Origin of the sequence: Zhurongbacter thermophilus (genome assembly GCF_026184435.1) — a bacterium.
Classification (GTDB): domain Bacteria; phylum Coprothermobacterota; class Coprothermobacteria; order Coprothermobacterales; family JAADFF01; genus JAADFF01.
Window position 1 is genome coordinate 677,208 of the sequence record NZ_CP046447.1, and the last position, 25,916, is coordinate 703,123.

Here is a 25,916-nt window from a genome sequence, read left to right on the forward strand (position 1 = left end):
GTGGACCAGTGGCGGTACATATATTTATTGACTTAGAAAATCTTGTGAAAAGTTTGGAGCGCTATATAGTTGCCCCTTCGGAGTTCTTTGATAAATTAGATGTATTCATACGGAATATGTTTCCTATGAGAGAGTCTATTTATATGAGGGCATATGCGTCTTGGGGACTTCATTCTACTATTGTTAATTATCTTCATATGAAAGGTGTTGATGTTGTATATGCCTATGCTGCCAAACGTGGTGAAAATAAGGCTGTTAAAAATTTGGCAGATATGAAGATAGCTGTAGATGTTTTTGATTCTTTGATGGAACATCCTGAAGTTGATACATACGTATTGGTAACAGGGGATTTGGACTTCTTACCCCTTGTTTTTCTATTGAAAAAGTATGGTAAAAAGGTGGTTATCATTTCCGATGAGATGGCTCTTGCGGGGCCTTTGGCTTCTGCATCAGATCTTGTATTCACGTATAAAGATGTGGACCCTGATATCAAATCAATCTTACAAATTCAAGAGCAGGTAGATATGACATCTCTAATAGAGGTAACGCTAAAATTAGCTTATATGGCAGAAGAGATGGGATACCAGCTTAGTCCATCCATTTTAAAGGAACTGCTTGCCCTTCACTTTGGATCTTTCCAAGAAAGGGAATGGGGATTTCCTAATTTCAAAGCCTTTGTAGACATGTTAGAAAGACATGGATATGTTGAATTTACAGATAGAGCGAAAATGCTTCTTAGGTTGACTCCATTAGGTAAAGAAACCGCAGGTGCTCCATATATTCCTGAAGAAGATTATCAGCTGGCTAAGCAGTTATGTGAAAAAGACCATTTAAAAGGTGGAAAGCTTATTGCCAAGCTTAGAAAACTTTCTGGTAAGCAGGGAATCAAAGGTGGAAAGGCTTATTGGGCTTACATTGTAAAAATGGCAGGTTGTGATGTAGAGGAGGGTGAAGAGAGTGACGAAACATCAGAAGAAGCAGATAAAAAGTTCTAAAAACATTCAAGTACAGAGAAAACGTGTAGGTGTAATTGTTTCTCTTGTTATTGTGATTGTTATTGTATTAGGTTTTATTGGGTATAAATCATGGGAGATGTGGAATAATTCTCCTGAGAGGGTAGCACAACGTTTCATAAATGCTTTTAGTGTTTACAATGCCGGAGAGATGGAGATAAACTCTACAGAATCCTTTTGGAAGAAGGAAGGAAATTACTATGCATCTATATCTAGGGCATTGGGGGTGTTGGCCGACAAAATAGCTGCATCTAAAGGCGTTTCAAAGGCAATGCTCAAACCTCAATTGAAAATAGAGCTGCCTCCCATTGACCAGTGGAAGTACAGTGAAACGAGCACGAATAGAATATTTGCGTATGATGGTGAAGCAACTTTGACCTTTCCCGAGTCTCCTAGTTTGCCTAATGCCAAGGTTGATGTACATGTTTCATTGAAAGTAACCTTGTGTAAGGATTCTGGTAAATGGCGTGTTTGCCAGTTTAATAGGTATCGCAAATATGCCGATTGGACTGTTTATGAATTTGTTGAGGCTCGAATGGCTGCAGATACTCCACATTTAGAAGAGATGTCATGTAAAAATGCCGATGAGAGTTTGAAGAATTATATAGACGCTTACGATATAATGGTTCATGATCCCGCAGGCGACAGTAATTATGCGTGGGTAATATCTCATATTGCTAAGTTGAAGGTCTCCGGAAATAAAGCTTTACTTGAATATGGCCTTTATAAAGTTTCTAGTCAAGATCCAACAAATCCTGTGCTTAAGTGGAAGTATGTAGATGTAAAGGAGCATCTTACCCTGTGTAATGAAGATGGGGTATGGTATATTAAAAGTATATATTTTGAAGAATAGGTAGTTTGAGATAAAAGGAGGTATGTCCCGTGGAAGAATTTGACGGAATGGAAGGGTTTGGGGGTCAAGATAGACTACCCAGACGAGGAGAACTCATTGATGCCAAGGTTGTTGTGGTAGATGACCGTGGTTTATGGTTGAGTGTAGGTAGTACTAAATATGATGCCCATCTTCCTATAGAGGAGATGACAGACGATTTAGCTGAGAAACTGAAAAATGGTGAGATTAAGGAGGGTGACACAGTAAAGGTTGTCGTTAGTGGTATCAAACGTGATCCTAATGAAGGAACAACAGTTATTACTGTTTCCCAGAAAGACTTGTATCGCAGAGAAATTGTTGAAAAACTTTTGAGGGCGAAGGAAGAAGGAGAAATTATTCGCGTTAAACCTACAAAGGTTGAACCGAATAGGAAAGGCGTTATTGTGGATTTTGGGTATGATGTTAGAGGTTTTATTCCTGCTTCCCAGCTTGATACACGATTTGTTCCGCCTGAGAAGTTGGATAGATATGTAGGTAGGAACATGAGAGTGAAAGTCCTCCGTGTTAATCCTCGTAGAGGAGATGCTGTGTTATCTGCGAGAGCTGTCCTTAAAGATGAAATGGAACGTAGAAAGAAAGAGTTCTTTGAGAAGACTAAACCAGGAGATATTGTTAGGGGTCGTGTTGTCCGTGTAACCGATGAGGATGTTATTGTTGAACTTGAAAAAGGGGTTATTGGCAAGGTTCCATTTGAAGAGCTTGATTGGAGGCCTATAAAGAATCCTCAGTCCTTTGTCAAACGCGGCGATGTTGTTAGAGCATATGTCATGGATATAGATCCAGAAACAGAAGAGATAAAGCTGAGTATGAAGCTGGCTAAACCGAACCCATGGGAGAAGTTTGCAGAGAAGTATCCTGTCGGTTCTCAAGTTTCTGGTAGGGTCCTTAAGGTCACCCCTAAAGTTCTTGTTATCAAAGTAGGTAATGTGGTAGGTATTGTGCCAAGAAGTGAAATGACATGGAAGAAGGTTTTCAATCCTGAGGATATGTTCAAGCGTGGTGATTATGTCAAGGCTATTGTTAAAGAAGTAGATGTCGATAACCAGAGAGCTGTATTTAGTATCAAGGCAGCCTTGCCTGATCCGTGGGAGAATATAGAAGAACATTATCCTGTTGGTAGCATCGTTGAAGGAGAAGTTAAGACTATCAAGGACTTTGGTGCTTTTGTAGAGATTGGGGACGGTATAGAGGGACTTGTGCCCAGAAGACATATTTCTTGGAAGTCTTTTGAAAATATTGAGGATGTTGTTAAAGTTGGCGATAAAGTAAAGGTGAAGATTATTGGCATTATTATTCCTGAGAGAAAGATATCTCTCAGCATTAAGGATGCCATGCCGGATCCATACAAAGAGTATAAGAAGCAACATAACAAGGGTACTTTGGTAAAAGGCAAAGTAAAAGAAGTTCAGGATAGAGGGCTTGTTATAGAGCTGACACCTGATGTGGATGGTTTTATGCCGTTGTCTCAGGTGTCTAAGGATAAGGTGGAAAATCTTGAGGAATCTTTCCCTGTAGGTACTGAAATCGAAGCTAAAATTATTGGGTTCGATGATAGAGGACGACTTGTAAGACTCTCCAGAAGAGTAATTGAAGAAGAAAAGGAAATGGAAGAGGTTAGGCAGTATATCCCTCAAGACGATGACAAACCTCATGGTTCCTTTAAATTGGGTGATATGTTGGAGGATCTTCTTAATAACAAAGGAGAGTGACGTTCGTGAGGGGGATGGGTAGGGGGGATATACCTCCATATAGATTTAAAAATATGTCAGAATGGGGAGAGGCGTATACACGCCTCTCCCTTAATGAAAACTTTATTTCTCCACCAGATAGGGTAATTAAAGCTGGTTATAGGGCAGTTAATTCCATCAATCGTTACCCTGAAATTGATGGTTACTCACTTCGTAAGAAAATATCTTCATATTTAGGGCTAACATCAGATATGGTTTTCCTTTCTGGTGGCTCTATCTTGCTTATTTATACATTGCTCTATGCCTTCGCAGATAGTACTGGTGAGGTTATTGGTCCCAAGGTTAGTTTTGCAGCATATCCACCCGCTGTTATGGCATCGGGTGCTAGATATATGGTATTTGACAACGAAGGTACTTGGGGTATGGATGTAGAAGCAATTTTACAGCTTGTTAACGAAAAAACTCAGGTTATTCTTTTGTGTAGTCCTAATAATCCTACAGGTGCCATTATGACGCGTAATGAACTTATCAAATTGCTCAGTAATATTCCTTCAGATGTTATTGTTGTATTGGATGAAGCATATTATGAATATGTGGAAAATGAAAACTATCACTATGATAGCCATAAGCTTATAGCAACATATCCTAACCTAGTTATATTAAGAACATTTTCCAAGGCATATTCATTGGCAGGTGCCCGTATAGGATATGGTATTGCCGTACCGAAGATTTGGGAGATTGCTGGTAATTTTCAGCCAATATACATTCTTAATAGAGTAGCACTCGCAATGGCATATGAGGTATATGGAGATAAAAAGCATTTGGATAAAGTTCGTAAACTTACCCGTAAAGGTAGGGAATATCTGATTGAGCATTTGGCCAGATTAGGTTTCGAAATTGCTGGGAAGCCCGAGGCTAATTTTCTTATGGTAAAGCCCACTTGTGGTAAGGATGCGTCTACTTTAAGAAAAGAATTAAGAGAAAACAAGATACTGGTAAATGAAACTTCGATGTATGGGATACCCGGTTGGTTGAGAATTACAGTGGGAGCTGAAAAGGAAAATGAATATCTTATTGAAACTTTGGCAAAACTATGTGCCTTATGATATAGGCGACATACTTGATATCTATGATAGAGAGAAATTACCCCTTGGTGTGAGACATCATATACTTGCTGTTTCTGAGGGTGTAGCAAGGGTTGCCAAGACTTTTATGAAAAAGGGGTATTCGATTAAGGTTAGGCCACTTCTTGAGGGTGTGCTTCTACATGATATTGGTAGAGCGTATACCCATGGAATATATCATGGGCTTGTTGGTGCGGCTATTGCCAAGGACTTAGGATTTTCCGAAGATGTGCAAAGTATTATTCGTAATCATCTGGGAGCAGGTATTCCCAAAGATATAGCTGCTTCACTGGGACTTCCTCCAAAAGATTATATACCTACCACATTAGAAGAAAAAATTGTCGCATGCGTAGATAACATGGCACGTGGCCCTGTTATTGTTGATCAGATTGGTATGATGGAGGATTGGAGAGAAAAGCTTAAGAAAGGACTTATTACCCAAGATGCCGTCATTAGGGTACTTGAATTGTATAAAGAGCTTAGTAAGATGCTGGGACAGGATATATATGAGGTGATTATTTCTTATGGACAGGATTTCTGAGATATCCTATATGTTTTTTCGGAATCTCAGAAATCTGTCCTCTTGGATTTTAAACGATACCGATTTGCTTGTTATTACTGGTGAAAATCAGCAGGGCAAAACCAATCTTTTGGAAGCTATTTATACTGCTTTGACTGGGGAATCTTTTCGTACCGGTTCTTTAAGTGATATTATTACCCATGGAAAAAATCAGGCAATGTCCTCTGTGGTTTTGTCGTCAGGAACTACACTCCGCTTTGTTGTTTCTCGTTCTGATGATGGAAGAGTTAAAGGGGAGTGGTATTTAAACGATAAAAAAGTTGCCAAAAAAGATAATCCATATCGCTATAGAGCGGTTCATTTTTTGCGCATTGAGGCGGATAAAATCATGGTTCCTTCTGAGTTTACTAAGATTGTTATGCGTATGATGCTTCGCATATTTGATGATTTTCGATCCACATATGCTGAATATATGGCATGGATAAGAAAAAGGAACGAAATTCTGAAATCCCCATCATTTGACAGACGGGTTTTACAAGTTGTAGATAGGAAAAAACTTCTTCCTTTATGTAGCCAGCTAAGACAAATGCGAAACGAATATATAGATTTTCTTGTTGATTGGGTTAATCAGAAACTTGATATGGATATGGAAGGTTTACATGTTTCTGTTGAAAAAAAAGAGCGGGCATATGGTGTACCTTTAGAGATTGAGAAAGATAGAGGTGTTACACTATGGGGAATACATAGGGATAAATTATCTCTCATATTGTCACCAGACAATAGAAGAGTACCTACACAAGGGGTTCAAGTTTATCTTTTGTTTCTACTTAAAATGGGCCTCTTGGTACAGAAACCTGCTACTTCGAGATATTATTTCTTCTTAGATGATATAGGATGGGAACTTGATAAGTACAATTTCTCACGTATTCTAAGACATATGTCTTCTATTGGACAAGTATTCTTTGCCAGTCCTTGGTGGCATGAAGAGATAGAACAGTTCTTGGGTAAAGATATTCATGTAGACAAAGTTGTTATGAAGAATGGAAAGTTGTTATAGCCTGTAAAGTTTTTATAGCAAAGTCTTCGTTCCACTGAGAAACTCCTAATGTTTTGGTACTTGCTGTTGCCCTTGCTGCAGCTTTTTTAATGGCCGTTTCCCAATCTTCACCTTGAACAACTTTTTCATATACAAGTGATGCCATAAATACATCTCCTGCTCCGACAGTATTGACAGGGTCTATTCGAGGTATATTGACAACAATATGAGTTCCATTGATGTGAGCAATTGTTCTAGTAGCGGATGTAACAATAAGTATATTGGGAAGTATGCCTCGACTTGTCAAATCATGGCTTTCTATGTGATTGACTTTAAAGATTCCTCGGGGTATATACTTGTATGCTTCTATAAGGTGTTGCCCCTTAAGATCTATCCAAATATGATGATCTGGTAATTTGGTGAATAGTGGTATTAGGTCTTTTACTTCTAATCCTTTAGGGAAAGATCCTGTCAATATGAGAATATCTTCGCTATTTATAAGATCTGCTATGTGATTTATGTATTTGGTGAATAGATTTCTATCCGCCTTGGGACTTTCTGCGGAAATCAATATTTCGTTGTTTTCTTCTAATTTTATAATATTGATTCGTGATTCTTCGGTACGGTGATGGAGAATATGTAGATGCATAGGGTTTGAGCATATATTTTTCAGCATGTATTGGATACACTGCCCTGTAGAGCCCCATGTTAAACCTATAAGGTGAGGACATTGTCCTAATGTTATTAGGCTGCGCATTACATTGGCGCCTTTAGAGCCTACCGATTTCCATTGTTTGGCATGTAATCTTTCATATTGATCTTTACTTTCTATTTTTATCACGGTATCAATAGATAGGTTTAGTCCTGTGATCCATATATTCATTGGATAATGATAACCCTCCTCGTACGTGGCACCCAGTAAACAAAGGAACCTAGGTATTCAGCTATAAATCTCACAGGTACTAAGGTGCGCCCTGCACTTGCATCTATAAATGGTGCCACATCCATTTTTTTGTGTTCACCGTTAACGACGATAGTTTTTTTGCCTATCCACAGTTGTATAGTGTTATCTCCTAAAGTTATTAATATACTTCTATCATCTTCATTCCACTCTACTTTTGCCCCTAATGTTTCACTGATAAATCTTAGGGGAACAAATGTTCTTCCCGGGGGAAGTATACGTGGTGAAACATCTATGGTACTAGTTTGTCCATTTACCCTTACAACTTTACTGTCGATAGTTAAAATAATTTCCTTTTGGTAAAGGTTTATTGTATAAAGTCCATATGGATCTATAAGATATATTTTTCCTGCATAATAAGCTATTGGTTTTTTTCCTTTTAGGGGGATAGTGGCGGTTAAGGTATTATTTCTATCATATATTGCTATTGTGTTATTAGAAGAGGTGGCTACAAATAATGGCGAACATCCTACGATCCCAGAATAGGATTGTTGCCATATCGAACATTTATCATCGTGTTTTTCTATATTTGTAGGTAATACTGGAGTTTTATCTGATAGGTATAGGCTTAAGCCGTTTTCCAAGGTTACAAATGGTTCTCCGCCAGTAATACCACTGTCTTTTACTCTATATGCTTTTATCCAGGAGGAATAGTACACGATGTTGTTATCGGATACGACATAGGTAGATGTTGGAGTTAAGATGAATTTGGATAGCAGACGAGAATGTGGGCTAAATTGCTTTTCTCTGTTCCATTTGTTGTCGATGAGTTTATATAACATACCTTTATTGGAGAGCATATAGACATAGTTTGCTATTACAGATATGTAGGTTGGTTGTTCTGTAAATGGAATAATAGATGAACAATGATTAAAAGTTGTTAGTCCTTTTAAGCCTACTATATATATGTTTGAAGCGGTTCCCAGTAGGGCGTAAGGATGTATATTAGGACTGCATACATCAGACAGTTTTTTGTTAGTTATTTTCATGATGATTCCATCTTTCAAAATATATAGGCTTGCTTGATGTATGGAGAATGTGCCTATTGGAGGTGCTATTTGATATAAAAAACGGTGTTCAATGCTATATATGTACAAGTATCCATTTTTAAGTACTGCATATCCTGACAAATCGGGGGCAATATAAATAACATTGTTTATGACCGTTGTTGCCAGTGTGGCGGATGTAGGATTGAAAGAAACAAGTTTGCTTTTACTCAGTAATAAGAGTGCTTCCCTATTAGGAATTATTTTTTCTGTATCTACAGGGAGAGAAATGATTTTCCCCGATGCTGTCAGTAGGTCTTTATCTGATAGAAGGAATAGTGGTTTACCTTGAAAATATACAATTTGTTTAGGAACTAGTGTAGGAAAGATATTGTGCATGGGAAAAGAGGAAGATATTTGTTCTCCTAATGTTACTGGTGATGCTATTGGTATTAGCAGTATTATTACTAGTATAGCCACGGCTGTAAACCTTTGTTTGTTCATTGACATCACCTCAACACCATTATAACGCAGTTGGTGGTATAATACTTATGCCACATCTTTAGGGGGATCCCGAGGGGTGTGAGTATAAGTACCAGGAGGTTTTTGTAGTATGCTTACAGGTCATGTTAAGTGGTTTAACGACAAAAAGGGTTATGGGTTTATTACCCGCGACGATGGTCAGGGTGATGTGTTCGTCCATTACACAGCTATTCAGGGCGAAGGCTATCGTACTCTTGCTGAGGGGGATGCTGTAGAGTTCGAGATCAAAGAAACAGAAAAAGGTCCTCAGGCTGTTAATGTCGTAAAGAAATAAGAGTACAGACTAAACTATTCGGGAGGGGAAATGTCCCCTCCCATTCTATATCTTTCTTATAGATACTTCTCCCCATTTGGCTGTAATACATTGCTTTTTAGTGCAAACTATTAAACTACCATCGTGATTGAGCCCTATGGCTTTACCTGTGATGTTGTCTGGTAATAAGATGATTATTTTATCTTTCCACAAGAAGTGTTGCCACAAAAACTCCAATATGTGTTCTTTGTTTGTTTCCAGAGATTCTTTATAGTAGTTACTTACTTTTCTAAGAAGAGTATGTATATCAAATTGCCTTCCTGTTTCTATGTACATGGAGGTAGCTATTATATTAGCAGGAAATAATTCTTCATTGACATTAAGCCCTATTCCTACAATGATTTTTTCAATATTGCCATTGCTCCATATGGCTTCAGGCAAGATACCGCAGATTTTACCCCTAGTGGTCCATACATCATTAGGCCATTTATAATATGCTTCTATTCTATATTCTTCCATGACTTTGATGATACTGTAAGCAGCAGAAATGCCATAAAACCACGGTTCGAAATCGTTATTAATATGCTTATGAGTAACGGACATAAGGATATTTTTATATGGTGAAGAGAGCCATTTTCGGGTTTGCCTTCCCCTTCCTGATGTTTGATATCCCGCATATAAAACATGAAGGTTATTATCAATGTGTATATCTTTGGCCCATGTATTTGTTGAGTCTACTTTTCCCCTATAGTGAAAAATCATGTATACATCACCTCAGTAGTGTAGTATAATACACCTGTGAAATAAAAATTGTCTGAGGTGATATGGTAGTGTCTGAATGCATCTTTTGCAAGATTGTTAGGAGAGAAATCCCCGCAGACATTGTGTATGAAGATGAGATTTCCCTCGCCTTCAGAGACATTAATCCGCAAGCACCAACGCACATCTTGGTTATTCCCAAGGAGCATATTCCTTCACTTGTGGATGCTGACCCAGTTAAGCATGAGGCATTGCTTGGACATTTGCTTCTTGTTGCCCGTAGAGTGGCGGATCTTGAAGGTATTACAGACAGTGGTTTTAGAATCGTTATCAACAATGGTAAAGATGCCGGCCAGGCGGTAGACCATCTTCATGTCCATGTTTTAGGTGGGCGTGAGATGGGTTGGCCTCCGGGATAAGGCTTCGCTTAAGAACTATTTCAAGGAAAGGGGGGAGAAATGATGGCAGAAGTACATAGAAGAAAAAATGAGACTATAGAGGATCTCATCAAGCGATTCAACAAAAAGGTTTCCAAGGAAGGTATTATGAGCGATTATAAGCGTCATGAATACCATACTGGAAAGAAGAACAAAAAAGGTGGCAAGAAATAAAGACGACTTTGAAAAAACGAAGGGGCGGGATAACCGCCCCTTTATAAGTTAATAGGGGGGATTTAGGGGGATGCTTGATGTTATCAAAGGCCTTCTATATAAGAGTTTGTATGCCATAAGACCTGACATGAAAGATTATATACGATCATGTCTTGAAGGAGAGATTTCTGATATAGAACGAGAGATTCTTGAAATCTACATTCGCAATGAGAATGTGTCACAATCTTATAATGTGCCTCTATGCCAGGATACGGGGCTTGTAACTGTTTATCTATCTCACGATATTGCAAAAAATATTACTGTTAATGAGCTCGAAAAAGAGATTGCTTCATACATGAAGACACTTAATATGCGAAATAGCCAAGTAACATCTCCTCTTGTTCATGAAAATATGGGAGATAACCAGATACCCCTTATAAAGATTATCTCATCATGGCAAGATATGGTAGGAGTTCAGGTTAGTGGTGCTGGTAGTGAACTTCAGGGATTTGTCTTGACCTTTACAGGTTCTTCAACTACCAAGGATATTATCCATGCTATTGTGCCTGAAGTTATTCGTCGTTTTCCTAAGTCGTGTCCTCCTGTTATGATTGGTGTCGGTATGGGGGGCACACTGGCCGATGCCGCATTGCTGTCTAAGCTGGCCCTTTTTAGGAAGATAGGACAATTTCATAGTGATGAAGTTGTCAGTCAATTTGAAAGAGATTTGCTGTCTGCCATAAGGGAACAATCTGACCGTGGAGCACAAGGAATTGTGGGGGGGCAGTGTGGAGTGGCACATGTTGCGGCTGAATATGTTCCTTCTCACATAGCCGGCTTTCATGTTGCTGTGTCGTTTCAATGTTATTTGACGAGGAGCTGGTGGAGTCATGTTTGATGCTCAGGCTGGTAGCCGAATGCTATATACAGGATATTTATATACCATGAGAGATGGCACCTTGAAAAGACTCATAAATGATAGTTTTCAATTTACGGATATCTTCCCTGTGTATTTCTGTGGCCCATCTTTTAAAGGTACTCTTCCTTTAGGTGCATGTGGACCTACAACAACGGCTCGTATGGAGAAATTTTTCCCATGGCTAATAGAAAATGGTTTTCGTGTAATTATAGGTAAAGGATCTTTATCTCGGAATGCCATAGACGCTATTCGTGGAAAAATGGTTTATTGGCTTGCCGTTGGTGGGGCTGGGGCTTTTTATGGTGAAAGAGTTAAGTACTATGAGACTGTAGCATATGAAGAGCTTGGTCCTGAGGCACTTTTAAAAGTGTATGTAGAAGATATGCCTCTGTTTGTAGGTGTAGACAAGTGGGGTAATAAAGTTATATAGGAGGGGATTAAGGGTGATTGCAAGATATTCAGACAAGACTATAGAGAAGATTTGGAATCTTCACAATAAGTTTTCTAAGATGCTGGAAATAGAAATATTGGCTTTAGAGGGATTGGCCTCTATAGGTAAGGTGCCACCTGATGTGCCGGCCCGTGTTAGGGAAAATGCCCGTTTCACCGTTGAGGAAATTTTAGAGGAGGAGAAGAAAACCCGTCATGATGTGGTAGCATTTGTCAATGTTGTGTCTCGTTATATCGGAGATGATGCCAAGTATTTTCATAAGGGACTGACATCGTCTGATGTTCTTGATACGGCATTTGTACTGCTCAATTTAGAAAGTCTTGATTACATAGAGAACATCTGGAAGGATATGCTTGATGTTCTTTACAAACTTGCCCAAAAGTATAAGCATGTACCACAGATTGGCCGCACTCATGGTATACATGCTGAGCCTATGACTCTAGGATTGAAACTGCTAGGGTATCACTATGAAGGGCTGCGTGTTTTGGAAGCGCTTCAGAATGTGAAGAAGTCTATTGCATATGTGAAACTCTCGGGTGCTGTGGGTACATACGCTAACTTGCCTCCTGAGGTTGAAGATTATGTTGCGTCTAAACTTGGGCTAAAAAGATTTATGCCTGCAACACAGGTTATATCTCGCGATGTCTTTGCCGATATTGTGTGGGCCATGGCAAAACTTATGTCGGCACTAAAACGCTGGTCTATTAATTTTAGGCTCATGGACCTTACAGAGATATTGGAAGTGCAGGAGCCTTTTTATAAAGGACAAACTGGTTCTTCTGCTATGCCACACAAAAAAAATCCAATATCATGGGAGAGAATTACCGGCCTTGCCCGAGTAGTTCAGTCGTATGTCAATGTAGCTTTGGAAAATAATGCTCTGTGGTTCGAGAGAGATATATCTCACTCTTCTACTGAGCGTATTATATTTCCTGATATGTATCATGTTGCCGCATATACTACAAAGCTCATGACAAAACTCTTAAAAGATATAAGGGTGAATGAGAAGTATCTGAAGAGAAATCTGGAGTATCTACGGGGATTGGTATTTGCAGGACGGCTACTTGTGGCCCTGATGGATAAGGGTTATGTACGCGAGGAAGCGTATAAAATAGTGCAAAGCTTGTCTATGCAAGTATGGGAAGATGAAACGTTGCACCTGAAGAATCTTGTTAAAGAGCATTTATCTCATATTTTTAGTGATAAAGAAATAGAGCATATATTTGATGTAGATGACTATCTTAGGTATATTGATTACGTCTTCGACACATATAAGGTGGAGCATCAACTATAGGTCGCTCTCATAATCTGTGCGTAATATCTGTCTTTTGCCTTGTGGTCCTTCGGGTGGGCTAACAACACCGAGATCTTCTAGTTGGTCCATAATACGTGAAGCTCTATTAAAGCCCACCCGCAGTTTTCTCTGTAAAAACGAAACAGATGGTCTGTTGTGTTGCACAATAAGTTTCCATGCTTCTCTTAGTAAGGGATCATAAGAGGTTGGTGAACTACCAGAGGATTTATCACTATCGCCAGATAACTCTATGAGATTGAGTTCTTCAAATTCTTGTGGGTATCGTCTACTCCAGTAGTCGACTATGGCATTGATATCTTCATCAGCTGTATATGCTCCCTGTATACGAATAGGATGTCTATATCGAGGGGACATGAATAACATGTCTCCCATGCCAAGTAGTTTTTCTGCTCCTGCTGTGTCTAATATAACTCTGGAGTCGACTTGGGATGAGACAGCAAATGCAATTCTAGCCGGTACATTTGCTTTGATTAAACCGGTTATGACATCCGTTGATGGTCTTTGGGTGGCAAGGATAAGGTGGATACCGGCGGCGCGGGCGAGTTGAGCGAGTCTTGCTATCTTCTGTTCTGTCTCACCGGCGGATACCATCATAAGGTCGGCAAGCTCATCTATAATGATGACAATATATGGAAGTCTTTGAGATGGTTCTACTTTGCTGTTAAATGATTCTATAGATCTAACACCATGTTCCTTTAGTAACCTGTATCTTCGATCCATTTCCCTTATCATCCACTCTAACCCGGCCACTGCCTCACTTGCTTCTGTTAGAATGGGAAATATTAAATGGGGTAGATGAGCATAAGGACTGAGTTCTACTCTCTTGGGGTCGACAAGCATTAGACGGAGATGATCAGGTGATGCTTTCATAAGCATACCGACAAGTATAGTGTTTATGCATACGCTTTTACCAGATCCTGTAGCACCTGCAATAAGTAGATGTGGTTGTTTCCTTAGGTCTTCTACTACAGGTCTTCCGGTAACATCAAGACCTAATACAAGAGGTGTTGGTGAATTAAGATCTGTAAATGCCTTTGTACGTATGATACTGCTGATGTGTACGGTTCCAGAGATACTGTTAGGTACTTCTATGGCAATTGTTTGTGGTTTACGAGGCACAGATAGTTCCAACCTGATGTTTCTAACGCCCAGTGCTGTGGCAATGTCTGTACTAAGACGTTTAATCTTGTCAACGCGTGTTCCCTTAGGTATTTTAATCTCATATCTTGATACTCTTGGTCCAATTTGAAGCTGACTGAGTTCTCCATCAATACCAAACTCTGACAGTAGATCAAGTATTATACCGGCATTTCTTTCGGCCTCTGGTCTAACTTTATCGAGATAATCTGGTGGAGTATGACTAATAAGGTGAATAGGAACATCGTTAATTTCGCTATGAGAATATGTTGGTGTGCTTGCAGATTGTATGGTGTTTGGTAAAGGTTTTTTTGCGGATACTGTTTTTCTCTCTGATGGCTGAGCTTTCTTTTTTTCGTTTGGTTGTTGGGGTTTTAGTGGTATAACCTTTTCTTCTTGTGGCTTGGTAATTTTTTCGGTCTTTTGCTGTTTAGATGATGGTATAACTTCAGTTTCTTCCCATGATCGCTTAATAACATTTTTGCCTTCTGGTCCAAGCAGTATTACCTGATCTCCTTGTTCCATATTGTTGGTTTCATTGCTTTCTTTTGTCTTATGTTTTTTTTCGGATAATGTGATTTCTGGAATATCTTCGGAAGATAGAACGATAATCTTCTCTTCATTCTCACGGTTATTACCAATAGGTGATTGTGTAGGTTCTTGTACTTGTTTAGTAGGAGTTGTATGAACGGTATTTCTCTTGGAAAGTGTATGTTTTCGTGTTTTTTTCATGACTATAAGTAATAGTTTGAATAACACCATAGCTACGATGATAATACCTATCATCCATAAACCGTATTTGATATATGCCATATATTGGTTTTTAACATCTGCTGGAATTTGGAGATAAGAAAAGAAGTTACGCCATGCCCTAATGGATTCTGTTGTGTATATATATAACATTTTCACATATTTGCTTCCCCAAACTACGGCGATGGCAAACAGTGCTAAAAGGATTAGTGAAGTTATACCGAGAATAACTATCTTGAAACCAAATATAAACTTTTTCAATAGATTTTTCTTTTTCTTTGCTCTTTTTTTTGTAGGTATCTGTTTTGTTTTATAACTTGTCTGTTTACCTTGCTTTTTTTCTTGCGAGCGCGCTGTTTTTAAAGTTTGTCGTTTGGTACCACTTGAGGTTTTGTATATGCGTTGCTTTCTTTTTCTTTTCATAGCGGTGATAGTATAACATAAATGGGGAGGAAGATATGGTTAGGGATAGCTTTTTGAAGAGATTGTATATGGAAATAAAGAGGTATCCATGTTTGTTAGGTGATGTTATTGCTATTGCCGTATCCGGTGGTGTGGATTCTATGGTCTTACTTGAAAGTGTTTTCATGCTTCGTGAAGCTCCTCTTCTTAAGGATAAGAAATTTTTTGTTGTTACCATAGATCATGGCATTAGAGATGATTCTGCTGAGGAAGTAAAGTTTGTGGAAAAACTTGCACGGAGAAGAAATATGATTCCTTTGGTATATAAATTGTCTCCAGAAAGCTTTTCGGAACACTATTTACATGTAAAACGGAAGGAGATATGGAACGACGTTATTCATAATTATGGTATTGACAAGATATGGCTTGCACACCACAAAGATGATGTTATAGAGCATGTTTTATTGCAGCTACTTAGAGGTGAAGAGATAAGGGGATTGACATCTTTGAAACGGTGTGCCGGTTATATTGCAAGACCTCTCCTGTCTTTTTCTAAAGATGATATAAAATCGTTTGCTTCCAGACACAAGATCAAGTATTTTGAAGACATAACAAATAACGACATATCTATTCCACGGAATTTCATTAGGCATAAAATCGTTCCTCAACTAAGGCAAAAGTTTGACATTTATAATATATGGCGTTCTTATAATGCTTTAACGTTGCAGAGAGAGGCATTGGATATACAGATAGAAAACTTTGTAAGAAATCATGCTAAAATATCAGAAAATACTGTAGTGATAAACGGAAGTTGGCCCGTAGTAGTGGAGGCCAGCATTTTTATTTTAAAAGGGTGGGGTATAACCCCATCTGGGAGGCTTGTTGAACGGTTAAATGAGCTTTGGATGAAGCATGCGGGTAGTAAAGTTGTATGGAAGGATATTAGCATTATTAAAACAGATAAAGGTGTAAAAATAATAAGGGGGGATTAATGTTGAAAGTTCTTTTGTCAGATATTCAAATAAAAGATGCTGTTAAGAGACTTGCCGCTGAGGTTATGGAAAATCATCCTGATGGCGTACTTCTTGTTGGGGTTTTGAAGGGGGCATTTGTTTTTTTGGCGGACCTTCTTAGAGAGTTTCCAGCCGATTACAATGTATCTGTTGATTTTGTTCAGGTGTCTAGTTATTCCGGTACAGAAAGTACAGGGCTTGTGAAATTTCTTAAGGATATAGATCAGCCCATAGAGGGAAGAGACGTTATTCTTGTGGAGGATATTGTTGATACTGGTCTTACTCTGCAAAGACTTTATGAGATTTTTCTCGCCCGCCATCCCAAAACACTAGAAGTAATGGTTCTTCTTGATAAGAAAGAGAGAAGACAGGTAGATGTACCTATTCACTACACAGGCTTCGTTATCCCTGATGAGTTTGTTATAGGATATGGTCTTGATTATAATGAGCGTTTTAGAAATCTTCCATATGTAGGAGTGTATGAAGGAGAGTGATTGATCTGTGAGTAGGAAGAGTTATAAAAACGGAGGTTTGAAACCCACACCAATATTATGGATGCTGCTGGCCGCTATGATGTTTTTCCTCATATGGGCCATGTGGGGACAAGGAATTCCTCCCAAAACAATTTATCTTAATGAATTTTTGCAGTATATGGAAGACGGTAAAATTACCGTTGTAAAAATTAGTGGTGATACTATTACTGGTATTGGCACCGATGGTAGAGAATATGTTATTGACACAGATACTGAAGCTGTTAAAGATATTATTTTAAAGAAGGCTTTGGAGTTAAAGGATGTCAATGTTATAACAGCTAAGGATACATCCTACCTGTATTGGAACATATTCCTAAATTTCATTCCTACACTGCTATTTATTGTGCTTATTATCTTTATGTTTAAGCAAATGAGCGGTGCCGGTGGAGGAGGAGGTCAGGCATTTACTTTTGCTAAAAGTAAGGCCAAGCTATTTCTTGACAAGAGACCGCCAGTAACATTTGATGATGTTGCCGGTGCCGATGAAGCAAAACAAGAACTTATGGAGGTTGTAGATTTTCTGAAGAATCCTGCCAAGTATAAAAAACTTGGAGCTCGTATACCTAAGGGAGTATTGCTTGTCGGTCCTCCTGGTTGCGGTAAGACACTGCTTGCTCGGGCAACAGCTGGTGAGGCTGGAGTACCTTTCTTTAGTGTTAGTGGTTCTGAGTTTGTTGAGTTGTTTGTCGGCGTTGGTGCTGCCCGTGTAAGGGATTTGTTCCAACAGGCTCGTAAACATGCTCCTTGTATCGTCTTTATAGACGAAATAGATGCAGTAGGTAGACACAGAGGTGCTGGCCTTGGAGGAGGACATGATGAAAGAGAGCAAACTCTTAATCAGCTCCTTGTGGAAATGGATGGCTTTGATTCGTATTCTGGTATTATCGTGCTTGCCGCTACCAATAGACCGGACATTCTTGACCCAGCTCTGCTCAGGCCAGGTCGTTTTGATAGGCGTGTTGTTGTTGATTATCCTGACAAAGAGGGTAGAAAAAAGATACTTCAAATACACATGCGCGGTAAACCGGTAGATTCTACAGTAGATGTTGATGTATTAGCCGATATGACAGTAGGTTTCAGCGGTGCAGACCTTGAAAATCTTGTCAATGAGGCTGCACTATTGGCAGCGCGCAAAAATAGAGACACTATTCTTATGGAAGACTTTGAAGAGGCATTTGAAAAGGTTATTCTTGGTCCTAAAAAGTCTAGAAAGCTTCGTGAGGAGGATAAGAAGATTACAGCATATCATGAGGCCGGTCATGCACTAGTGAAAAAACTTGTTAAGCATTCCGACCCTATTCACAAGATATCTATTGTTCCTAGGGGTATGGCATTGGGATATGTTATGGATAAACCTTCCAGCGATAGAGTGAACTACTCTAAAGTAGAGATTCTTGATAAGATTGCCGGTCTTCTTGGTGGTCGTGTAGCTGAAGAAGTTGTATTTGGTCACGATAACATTACGACTGGTGCAGAGAATGATCTTCAGAGAGCTACAGATCTTGCTAGAAAGATGATTGTTGAGTGGGGTATGAGTGACATTATAGGTCCTATGTTTCTTGAAGAGAAGAAAAACGAGGTTTTCCTTGGCAGGGAAATTGCAAGGTATAAAAACTATTCCGAGTCTACAGCCAAACTAATAGATGCGGAAGTGAAACGCATTATTATGGAACAGTATAGAAGGGTAAAGAACATGCTTGAGATGAATAGACATCTCTTAGATGAGATTGCTCAAACCCTTATAGAAAAAGAGGTCATGACGGAGGAAGAGCTTGATAATATCATAAAGAAACATATGGGAGAAAATGGCTCTGATGAGCCACAACAATAAAGAAGAGGTGAGCGGGCATGGAAGACAGAAAGAAGATTGCGGAAGTGAAAGAAGACTGGCTGTCTACAGATTATGCCAAGTTTGTGGCTAAAGTACCTGAGAGAAAGCAGCCATTTATGCTTGACTCTGGTATTGAAATCGATCCTCTGTACACCCCAGCCGATCTTGATGAAGATTGGAGTTATCTCGAGAGGTTAGGTTTTCCAGGTAGGTATCCTTTTACCCGTGGTGTGTATCCTACAATGTATAGAGGTCGTTTCTGGACCATGAGACAGTATGCCGGCTTTGGTACAGCTGAAGAGTCTAATCAGCGTTTTAAGTATCTTCTTGAACAAGGGCAGACGGGTCTTTCTGTTGCATTCGACCTTCCTACTCAGCTAGGATATGATTCTGACCATGACCTAGCCATTGGTGAGGTGGGTAAGGTTGGTGTTGCCATAGATTCTGTAGAAGATATGCATGTTTTGTTTGATGGTATACCCCTTGATAAAGTGTCTACATCAATGACGATCAATGCTCCTGCTGCGATACTCCTTGCTATGTATATTGTTGTAGCAGAAGAAAAAGGTATAGACCGTAAAGTGCTAAGAGGTACTATTCAGAACGATATTCTTAAAGAATATGTCGCAAGGGGAACATATATCTTTCCTCCCCGTCCTTCTATGAGACTCATTGCCGATACCATTATGTTCTGTGCCGAAGAGGTGCCAAAGTGGAATCCTATTTCCATTTCCGGTTATCATATCAGAGAGTCTGGTTCTACTGCTGTTCAGGAAATAGCGTTTACACTTGGTGATGCTATTGAATATGTTAAGACTGTTATTGAAAAAGGTATGGATGTGGATAAATTTGCCGCAAGGTTATCCTTCTTCTTTGCATCTCACAATAATTTCTTTGAAGAAATAGCTAAGTTCCGTGCAGCAAGAAGGGTTTGGGCTAAGATTATGAAGGAGAAATTTGGTGCCCAGAATCCAAAGAGTATGATGCTCAGATTTCATACTCAGACCGCTGGAAGTACATTGACAGCTCAGCAGCCTCTAAACAACATTGTGCGTGTTGCCATTCAAGCACTAGCTGCCGTTATTGGTGGTACACAGTCTCTTCATACAAATTCTTATGATGAAGCTTTGTCTTTGCCAACGGAGGAGTCAGTTACCGTTGCTCTTCGTACCCAGCAGATTATTGCTTATGAATCTGGTGTTGCCGATGTTATTGATGGTATTGGTGGTAGTTATTATGTTGAGAAACTTACCGACGAGATAGAGAAGAGAGTATGGGAATATCTTGACAAGATTGAGAAGATGGGCGGTATGGTCCCTGCTATTGAAGAGGGATATATTCAGCAAGAGATTACCGATGCCGCATATCAGTATTACAAGGCTGTTGCAGAGGGGGAAAAGGTTGTTGTCGGTGTCAATAAGTTTGTTGACCCTAATGAGGACCTTACTAAATTCCACCTGCATAGGGCTGATCCAACAGTGAGAGAGAAGCAGATAAGAAAACTGAAAGAACTTCGTGCAAAAAGAGATAATCAGAAAGTGAGAAAACTTCTAGATGAGTTGAAGAAAGCCGCCGAAGATGAGAATACTAATCTTATGCCATATATTATCGAAGCTGTTAGGGCACGTGCAACACTTGGTGAAATTACAGATGTACTCAGAGAGGTCTTTGGTGAATATAGACCTCCGGTAATCTTCTAAGGGGGTGGCAGGGATGGCAGATAAAGTGGTAAGAGTACTTGTTGGTAAACCTGGACTTGATGGGCATGATAGAGCAGCAAAGGTTATGGCCCGTGCTCTTAGAGATGCAGGTTTTGAAGTAATATATACAGGTATCCGTCAGACACCAGCTCAGGTGGCTCAGACGGCTGTTCAGGAGGATGTTGATGTTATTGTTCTTAATAACCTTACAGGTGCACACCTTGAAGTTTTCCCACTTGTAGTAGAAGAACTAAAGAAGAGAGGCAGAGATGATATCTATGTTTTGGCGACAGGAGTTATCCCCTTTGAAGATGTAGAACCATTAAAAGAGAAGGGTATTGATGAGGTTTTTGGCCCGGGTACAGGTCCTATACATGTTATTAATTGGATTAAAGAGCATGTATTAGGTGAGAAACAAGGTGAGTAAGAAAAAAAGACTTGTTCTCACGGAAGAAGAGGTTTTTCGTCGTCTGATACAGGGCGATGAAGTTGGACTTGCAAGAGCTTTATCGATGATATACAGGGAGGAGGCTACCTCCTCCCTGCTTTCTCGTATATATGCTTATAATGCCGATAAGAAGCATAAATCTAAAGTTATTGGTATTACCGGGGCTGGTGGGGTTGGTAAAAGTACACTGATTTCTGTGCTTGCTGAAGCATTGCTAAAGAAAGGCCTGCGGATAGGTATTATTGCCGTTGACCCATCAAGTCCTAAAACAGGTGGTGCACTACTTGGAGACCGTATTCGCCTTCAACATCTATTTCCCAATCCTAACCTCTTTTTTAGAAGTTTTTCTAGTAGAGGTATGGTGGGAGGTATTAATCCATTTATCTTTGATGCGGTTGCTGTTCTTGAAGCAGCATCGTTTGATTACATCATCATTGAAACTCTAGGGATAGGTCAAGACGAGATAGATATTGTTCATATGTGTGACCTTACGGCACTCGTTATTGCTCCAGGACTTGGAGACGATGTACAGTTCCTCAAAAGTGGAGTTATCGAGTTGGTGGACCTTATTGTTATGAATAAATCTGATCTGCCTACTGCTTCAAGAACAGTAGGTATTCTTAACTCATATACTCGGATGGTAGAGAATCATCCTGATATTATTAAGCTGTCTGCATACAAAAAGCAAGGTATTATGGAACTTATAGAATATATCGATAACAAGTGGCAGGAACTGTTGGACAATGGTTCGCTTGAGAAGAGGAGAATGGAGCGTTGGAAGTTTCAAGTAGGTAATTGGATGAGATATATTATAGGTAAAAGGATACATAAGTTTGTCGAGAAAGGAGAGGTTAATCCCAAGGCTTCTCCTTATGAAATAGCAATATCAACTCTAAAAGAGTGGGGGTGTGAGGTATGAAAGTAGACCATATAGCTATTGCCGTTAAGAGTTTAGACGAGGCAACTAAAGTCTATTCTGACCTGTTTGGTAAAGGTCCCGATCACTTTGAAGAGGTAGAGGAGCAGAAGGTTAAAACAGCTATCTATTATCTTGGTGATGTGCGTATAGAACTTCTTGAGCCAACATCTGATGACAGTCCTATAGCCAAATTCATAGAAAAAAGAGGCGAAGGTCTTCATCATGTTGCATATAAAGTGGATGATCTTGAGGCTAAACTTGCTGAGCTAAAAGAAAAGGGGTTCAGACTTATTGACGAGAAACCCAGAGTAGGTGCAGAGGGTAAACTCATTGCATTTGTGCATCCTAAATCTGTTGTTGGTGTGCTTACTGAACTTACTCAGGATGCAAAGGAGTGATTGATTGTGTGGGATAAGTTCATGGAGGAATTTCAGGAAAAACTGGAAAAGATAAAACAGGGCGGTGGCCCTAAGCGTATCGAAAAACAACATGCTGCTGGAAAAATGACTGCTAGAGAAAGAATAGACTATCTTGTTGATCCTGGTAGTTTTGTTGAATTTGGTGCTTTTGTTAAGCATAGAAGCACAGAGTTTGGCCTCGATAAAGTAGAGGCACCTGCTGATGGTGTTGTAACAGGATTTGCTACGATAAATGGTAGACTTGTGGGTATAGCTTCTCAAGATTTCACTGTGCTTGGTGGTTCTGTTGGTGAAATGCATGGTATTAAGATAGCCGAACTTCTTGATAAGGCTATGCTTTATGGTGTTCCTGTTATTATGATTAACGATTCTGGTGGTGCCCGTATTCAAGAGGGTGTGGATTCCCTTCGTGGATACGGTGATATTTTCTACAGAAATGTTAAAGCATCAGGTTATATTCCACAGATTGCCGTTATTATGGGGCCTTGTGCTGGTGGTGCTGTGTATTCTCCGGCTCTTATGGATTTTGTTGTTATGAGTCCATCTTCTTATATGTTCATTACTGGTCCTAATGTTATTAAGGCCGTTACAGGTGAAGATGTTACCAAAGAGTCACTTGGCGGTCCGCAGGTACATGCAACAATATCTGGTAATGCCCACCTTGTTGGTGATAGTGAAGAGCATACCTTAGACCTTGTTAAGGAGTTATTGTCTTATCTACCTCAGAATGCGAAAGAAAGACCTCCAATATACGAAACAGCTGATCCTATCAATAGAACAATAGATGATGTGTTTGATATTGTTCCTGCTGAAGCTAAAATGCCGTTTGATGTGAGACAGCTTATTACACGCTTTGTTGATGATGGTCATTTCTTTGAGATTATGCCCGGATTTGCTCCCAATATAGTTATAGGTTTTGCTAGGTTAGGAGGTCAGGTTATAGGTATTATTGCCAATCAGCCTTCTTACTTTGCCGGTGTCCTGGATATTAATGCATCCGACAAGGCAGCACGCTTTATTCGCACCCTTGATGCATTTAACATTCCTATTGTGACACTTGTTGATACACCTGGATACATGCCAGGTACCAACCAGGAGTATGGTGGTATCATCAGACATGGTGCCAAGCTTCTGTATGCATATTCTGAGGCCACTGTGCCAAAGGTTACATTGATTTTGAGAAAATCCTTTGGTGGAGCATATCTTGCTATGGCATCTAAGCATCTTGCATCTGATGTTGTTATGGCTTATCCAACAGCTCAGATAGCTGTTATGGAAGCTACAGGTGCAGCAAATATTATCTTCCGTAAGGAGATACAGAATGCACCAGATCCAGAGAAGGCTAGAGAAGAGAAAATTAGAGAATATAGAGAGAAATTGCTCAATCCATATGTTGCTGCAGCCCGTTATTACATAGATGATATTATTGATCCAAGGGCTACTAGACCAATGATTTACAATGCCTTGCAGATAGCTAAGTCCAAAGATATACATGAAAAACTTCCTAAGAAACATGGCAATATGCCACTGTAGGGTGGTGATATAGATGTATATAGCATATGCGGCAACTGCATCAGCTTCAAATGCTGCAGCTTCATTGGGAGCTCGCTTATTTGAGGCTTTGGTAATTATGATTATTGGCATGAGTGCAGTATTTCTCATGCTTACGATTTCTATGTTTGGCATGATGCTTATTGGCAAAGTGGCTTCTCCTAAGCAAAAGCCTGCTGTGGAAAAGCAAGAGTCTGTTGTATCGCTTTCTCATACGAGCGAAGAGGCTATTATTAGAGAGGAAGATACTGAGGCTGATATAGCAGCAGCCATAGCTGTTATTCACCATATAAGGAGAAAGACGGCTGTTTCTATACCTATTATTAAAAGGAAAGATATATAGGAGGTGTTATCAATGGCAAAGAAATATGTGTACAAGGTTAAGGTTAACGGAAAGGTATATGAGGTAGAGATAGAAGAGGTGGGTGGTACTCCTGTGGTGACTTCGACACAACGTGTGCAAACTTCTACTTCGACATCTGCTTCTACTCCTGCTCCAGCTCCAGCACCTACGCCGGCTCAGACTCAGACTTCTACTTCTGCTCCGACTCAACCTTCTGCAGGTGGTGATTCTATAGTTAAAGCACCTATTCCTGGTAAAGTTCTTTCTATTAAAGTAAAAGAAGGAGACCATGTTGAATATGGTCAGACCCTCCTTATTTTTGAGGCCATGAAAATGGAAAATGAGGTTAAAGCACCTAAGGCTGGTGTTGTGAAAAAGATATATGTTTCAGAGGGGGCAAACTTCAATACAGGCGATCCTCTTATAGAGATAGAGTAGAGGAGGGCTTACTATGTGGGAAGCCATAGTAAAGACGTTTGTTAATCTATGGGAAACGAGTGGTGTTTATGCACTTTTGTTTCCCAAAGATACTAAAGGATTATTACCATTTGGTTTAGCTATACTTCTTGAAATTCTAGGTATTATAGCTGTTTTGTATGGACTTAATAATCTCCGTAAAAGCAAATGGGCTACTCTGAATATTATTGTAGGTGTTATAGCTATTGTGGTAGCTATGCCTGATTGGAAACACTCTATTATGATTTTTATTGCCCTCATTCTTCTATATCTAGGTATCTTTAAAAAGTTTGAACCTCTGCTACTTGTTCCCATTGCGTTCGGTGCACTTTTGACTAATCTGCCACCTGCTGGAGACATGTATATTATTTCTCCAGAGTTTGTAAGTATTCTTGAGAAATTGGGTGGTCAGGCACATCATATTGTTGCACCAACTAAACCTCTTATTGGTGATGTTATGTACTTTGGTGTTGTTAATGAGATTTTTCCGTTGTTAATCTTTATGGGAGTCGGGGCTATGACAGACTTTGGTCCCCTTATTGCCTATCCTATTTCTTTCCTACTTGGAGCTGCAGCACAGATAGGTGTATATATAGCACTGTTTGTAGCTGTTCTGTTAGGCTTCTCAGTAAAGGAGGCTGCGGCTATCGGTATTATTGGTGGTGCAGATGGTCCTACATCTATATATCTTGCTGTTAAATTAGCTCCTCACCTTCTTGGTCCTATTGCTGTTGCAGCATATACCTATATGTCACTTGTTCCTCTTATTCAGCCGCCAATTATGAAATGGCTAACAACTGAAGAGGAACGCAAGGTGAGAATGGAGCAATTGAGACCTGTTTCTAAGGTTGAAAAAATTGTCTTTCCGATATTTATGACAATTCTTACAGGTCTGCTTCTTCCATCTGCTCTACCACTAATTGGTTTTCTTATGTTTGGTAATTTGCTTAGAGAAACAGGAGTTACTGACCGTCTTGCCAATACTGCTGCAAATGAACTTATCAATATTGTTACTATATTCTTGGCAACATCTGTAGGTATGTCTATGAAGGCTGATAGATTCTTAACCGTTCAAACTATGGAGATTATTGCTCTGGGTATTGTAGCATTTGGCGCATCTACAATGGGTGGAGTACTCCTTGGAAAGCTACTTTACAAGATTAGTGGAGGAAAGGTAAATCCGCTTATAGGTTCTGCTGGTGTTTCTGCTGTACCTATGGCTGCACGAGTGTCCCAGGTTGTGGGGCAAGAAGCCGACCCCCATAACTTCTTGTTAATGCATGCCATGGGCCCAAATGTAGCCGGTGTTATTGGAACAGCAGTTGCGGCAGGTACCTTTATTGCTTATTTCTTAGGTAGATGAT

Annotated in this window: 27 protein-coding genes; 23 read left to right on the top strand and 4 right to left on the bottom strand. The window is 39.6% G+C overall.

Annotated elements, in window-relative coordinates; genetic code table 11:
* Positions 1–8 precede the first annotated feature (8 nt).
* Genes GM182_RS03155 through GM182_RS03180 form a run of 6 tightly spaced genes read left to right on the top strand, consistent with a single transcriptional unit; the run spans position 9 to position 6,294 of the window.
* The gene (locus GM182_RS03155) at positions 9–995 is read left to right on the top strand and encodes an NYN domain-containing protein (protein ID WP_449187141.1); all 987 of its coding nucleotides are present in this window, start codon (positions 9–11) and stop codon (positions 993–995) included.
* Entirely contained in the window at positions 958–1,866 is a 909-nt protein-coding gene (locus tag GM182_RS03160; protein ID WP_449187142.1) for a hypothetical protein, read from the top strand. Before GM182_RS03155 ends, GM182_RS03160 begins: the two co-directional genes overlap by 38 nt.
* A gap of 29 nt (positions 1,867–1,895) precedes the next feature.
* Complete coding sequence (locus GM182_RS03165) at positions 1,896–3,614, top strand: S1 RNA-binding domain-containing protein (protein WP_449187143.1); 1,719 nt, start codon at positions 1,896–1,898, stop codon at positions 3,612–3,614.
* 53 nt (positions 3,615–3,667) lie between these two features.
* A complete protein-coding gene (locus GM182_RS03170; protein ID WP_449187144.1) occupies positions 3,668–4,699 on the top strand; it encodes a pyridoxal phosphate-dependent aminotransferase in 1,032 nt (343 codons plus the stop codon).
* Positions 4,656–5,258 (top strand): HDIG domain-containing metalloprotein, encoded by a 603-nt coding sequence (locus GM182_RS03175; protein ID WP_449187145.1) that lies wholly within the window; start codon positions 4,656–4,658, stop codon positions 5,256–5,258. Before GM182_RS03170 ends, GM182_RS03175 begins: the two co-directional genes overlap by 44 nt.
* Positions 5,242–6,294: an AAA family ATPase gene (locus GM182_RS03180; RefSeq protein WP_449187146.1), complete on the top strand. Its 1,053-nt coding sequence runs from the start codon at positions 5,242–5,244 to the stop codon at positions 6,292–6,294. The genes GM182_RS03175 and GM182_RS03180 overlap by 17 nt, the downstream gene beginning before the upstream one ends.
* Here the strand turns inward: GM182_RS03180 and GM182_RS03185 are convergent.
* Positions 6,269–7,156 carry a PfkB family carbohydrate kinase gene (locus tag GM182_RS03185; protein WP_449187147.1) on the bottom strand — a complete coding sequence of 296 codons (888 nt, stop codon included), beginning with the start codon at positions 7,154–7,156 and terminating at the stop codon, positions 6,269–6,271. The two genes, GM182_RS03180 and GM182_RS03185, sit on opposite strands and share 26 nt — an antisense overlap.
* The gene (locus tag GM182_RS03190; protein WP_449187148.1) at positions 7,153–8,724 is read right to left on the bottom strand and encodes a copper amine oxidase N-terminal domain-containing protein; all 1,572 of its coding nucleotides are present in this window, start codon (positions 8,722–8,724) and stop codon (positions 7,153–7,155) included. Before GM182_RS03190 ends, GM182_RS03185 begins: the two co-directional genes overlap by 4 nt.
* A gap of 109 nt (positions 8,725–8,833) precedes the next feature.
* Here GM182_RS03190 and GM182_RS03195 point away from each other — a divergent pair, with 109 nt between their 5' ends.
* Positions 8,834–9,037 carry a cold-shock protein gene (locus tag GM182_RS03195; RefSeq protein ID WP_449187149.1) on the top strand — a complete coding sequence of 68 codons (204 nt, stop codon included), beginning with the start codon at positions 8,834–8,836 and terminating at the stop codon, positions 9,035–9,037.
* Between the two features lie 45 nt (positions 9,038–9,082).
* On the opposite strand, the gene GM182_RS03200 is transcribed toward GM182_RS03195, so the two are convergent.
* Positions 9,083–9,778, bottom strand: coding sequence for a biotin--[acetyl-CoA-carboxylase] ligase (locus tag GM182_RS03200; RefSeq protein ID WP_449187150.1), 696 nt, complete (start codon positions 9,776–9,778; stop codon positions 9,083–9,085).
* A gap of 62 nt (positions 9,779–9,840) precedes the next feature.
* On the opposite strand from GM182_RS03200, the gene GM182_RS03205 reads away from it, so the two are divergent.
* The 5 genes from GM182_RS03205 (at position 9,841) to purB (ending at position 13,029) form a co-directional block, all read left to right on the top strand.
* Positions 9,841–10,194 (top strand): histidine triad nucleotide-binding protein, encoded by a 354-nt coding sequence (locus GM182_RS03205; protein ID WP_449187151.1) that lies wholly within the window; start codon positions 9,841–9,843, stop codon positions 10,192–10,194.
* A gap of 42 nt (positions 10,195–10,236) precedes the next feature.
* Complete coding sequence (gene rpsU / locus GM182_RS03210; RefSeq protein WP_449187152.1) at positions 10,237–10,386, top strand: 30S ribosomal protein S21; 150 nt, start codon at positions 10,237–10,239, stop codon at positions 10,384–10,386.
* A 70-nt stretch (positions 10,387–10,456) separates the two neighbouring features.
* A complete protein-coding gene (locus GM182_RS03215; protein ID WP_449187153.1) occupies positions 10,457–11,263 on the top strand; it encodes a Fe-S hydro-lyase, tartrate dehydratase alpha-type in 807 nt (268 codons plus the stop codon).
* Positions 11,256–11,714 carry a fumarate hydratase C-terminal domain-containing protein gene (locus GM182_RS03220; RefSeq protein ID WP_449187154.1) on the top strand — a complete coding sequence of 153 codons (459 nt, stop codon included), beginning with the start codon at positions 11,256–11,258 and terminating at the stop codon, positions 11,712–11,714. The genes GM182_RS03215 and GM182_RS03220 overlap by 8 nt, the downstream gene beginning before the upstream one ends.
* Positions 11,715–11,727: 13 nt before the next feature.
* Positions 11,728–13,029 carry an adenylosuccinate lyase gene (purB, locus tag GM182_RS03225; RefSeq protein WP_449187155.1) on the top strand — a complete coding sequence of 434 codons (1,302 nt, stop codon included), beginning with the start codon at positions 11,728–11,730 and terminating at the stop codon, positions 13,027–13,029.
* Here the strand turns inward: purB and GM182_RS03230 are convergent.
* Entirely contained in the window at positions 13,024–15,198 is a 2,175-nt protein-coding gene (locus GM182_RS03230) for a DNA translocase FtsK (protein ID WP_449187156.1), read from the bottom strand. The genes purB and GM182_RS03230 overlap by 6 nt on opposite strands.
* 197 nt (positions 15,199–15,395) lie before the next feature.
* Here GM182_RS03230 and tilS point away from each other — a divergent pair, with 197 nt between their 5' ends.
* The 11 genes from tilS to GM182_RS03285 all read left to right on the top strand — a co-directional run bounded on the left by tilS (position 15,396) and on the right by GM182_RS03285 (position 25,915).
* Entirely contained in the window at positions 15,396–16,331 is a 936-nt protein-coding gene (tilS, locus tag GM182_RS03235; protein ID WP_449187157.1) for a tRNA lysidine(34) synthetase TilS, read from the top strand.
* A complete protein-coding gene (hpt, locus tag GM182_RS03240) occupies positions 16,331–16,846 on the top strand; it encodes a hypoxanthine phosphoribosyltransferase (protein ID WP_449187158.1) in 516 nt (171 codons plus the stop codon). The genes tilS and hpt overlap by 1 nt, the downstream gene beginning before the upstream one ends.
* 7 nt (positions 16,847–16,853) lie before the next feature.
* On the top strand, positions 16,854–18,716 hold the full coding sequence (gene ftsH, locus GM182_RS03245; protein WP_449187159.1) for an ATP-dependent zinc metalloprotease FtsH: 1,863 nt from the start codon (positions 16,854–16,856) through the stop codon (positions 18,714–18,716).
* A gap of 17 nt (positions 18,717–18,733) precedes the next feature.
* Positions 18,734–20,416, top strand: a complete 1,683-nt coding sequence (locus GM182_RS03250) for an acyl-CoA mutase large subunit family protein (RefSeq protein WP_449187160.1) — start codon at positions 18,734–18,736, stop codon at positions 20,414–20,416.
* A gap of 13 nt (positions 20,417–20,429) precedes the next feature.
* Positions 20,430–20,843, top strand: coding sequence for a cobalamin B12-binding domain-containing protein (locus tag GM182_RS03255; protein WP_449187161.1), 414 nt, complete (start codon positions 20,430–20,432; stop codon positions 20,841–20,843).
* Positions 20,836–21,783: a methylmalonyl Co-A mutase-associated GTPase MeaB gene (gene meaB / locus GM182_RS03260; protein ID WP_449187162.1), complete on the top strand. Its 948-nt coding sequence runs from the start codon at positions 20,836–20,838 to the stop codon at positions 21,781–21,783. Before GM182_RS03255 ends, meaB begins: the two co-directional genes overlap by 8 nt.
* The gene (gene mce, locus GM182_RS03265) at positions 21,780–22,181 is read left to right on the top strand and encodes a methylmalonyl-CoA epimerase (protein ID WP_449187163.1); all 402 of its coding nucleotides are present in this window, start codon (positions 21,780–21,782) and stop codon (positions 22,179–22,181) included. The genes meaB and mce overlap by 4 nt, the downstream gene beginning before the upstream one ends.
* A 21-nt stretch (positions 22,182–22,202) precedes the next feature.
* Entirely contained in the window at positions 22,203–23,735 is a 1,533-nt protein-coding gene (locus tag GM182_RS03270; RefSeq protein WP_449187275.1) for an acyl-CoA carboxylase subunit beta, read from the top strand.
* Positions 23,736–23,748: 13 nt separating this feature from the next.
* Positions 23,749–24,096 (top strand): OadG family protein, encoded by a 348-nt coding sequence (locus GM182_RS03275; protein ID WP_449187164.1) that lies wholly within the window; start codon positions 23,749–23,751, stop codon positions 24,094–24,096.
* A 12-nt stretch (positions 24,097–24,108) separates the two neighbouring features.
* Complete coding sequence (locus GM182_RS03280) at positions 24,109–24,534, top strand: biotin/lipoyl-containing protein (protein ID WP_449187165.1); 426 nt, start codon at positions 24,109–24,111, stop codon at positions 24,532–24,534.
* 235 nt (positions 24,535–24,769) lie between these two features.
* A complete protein-coding gene (locus GM182_RS03285; protein ID WP_449187276.1) occupies positions 24,770–25,915 on the top strand; it encodes a sodium ion-translocating decarboxylase subunit beta in 1,146 nt (381 codons plus the stop codon).
* Position 25,916: the final 1 nt, after the last annotated feature.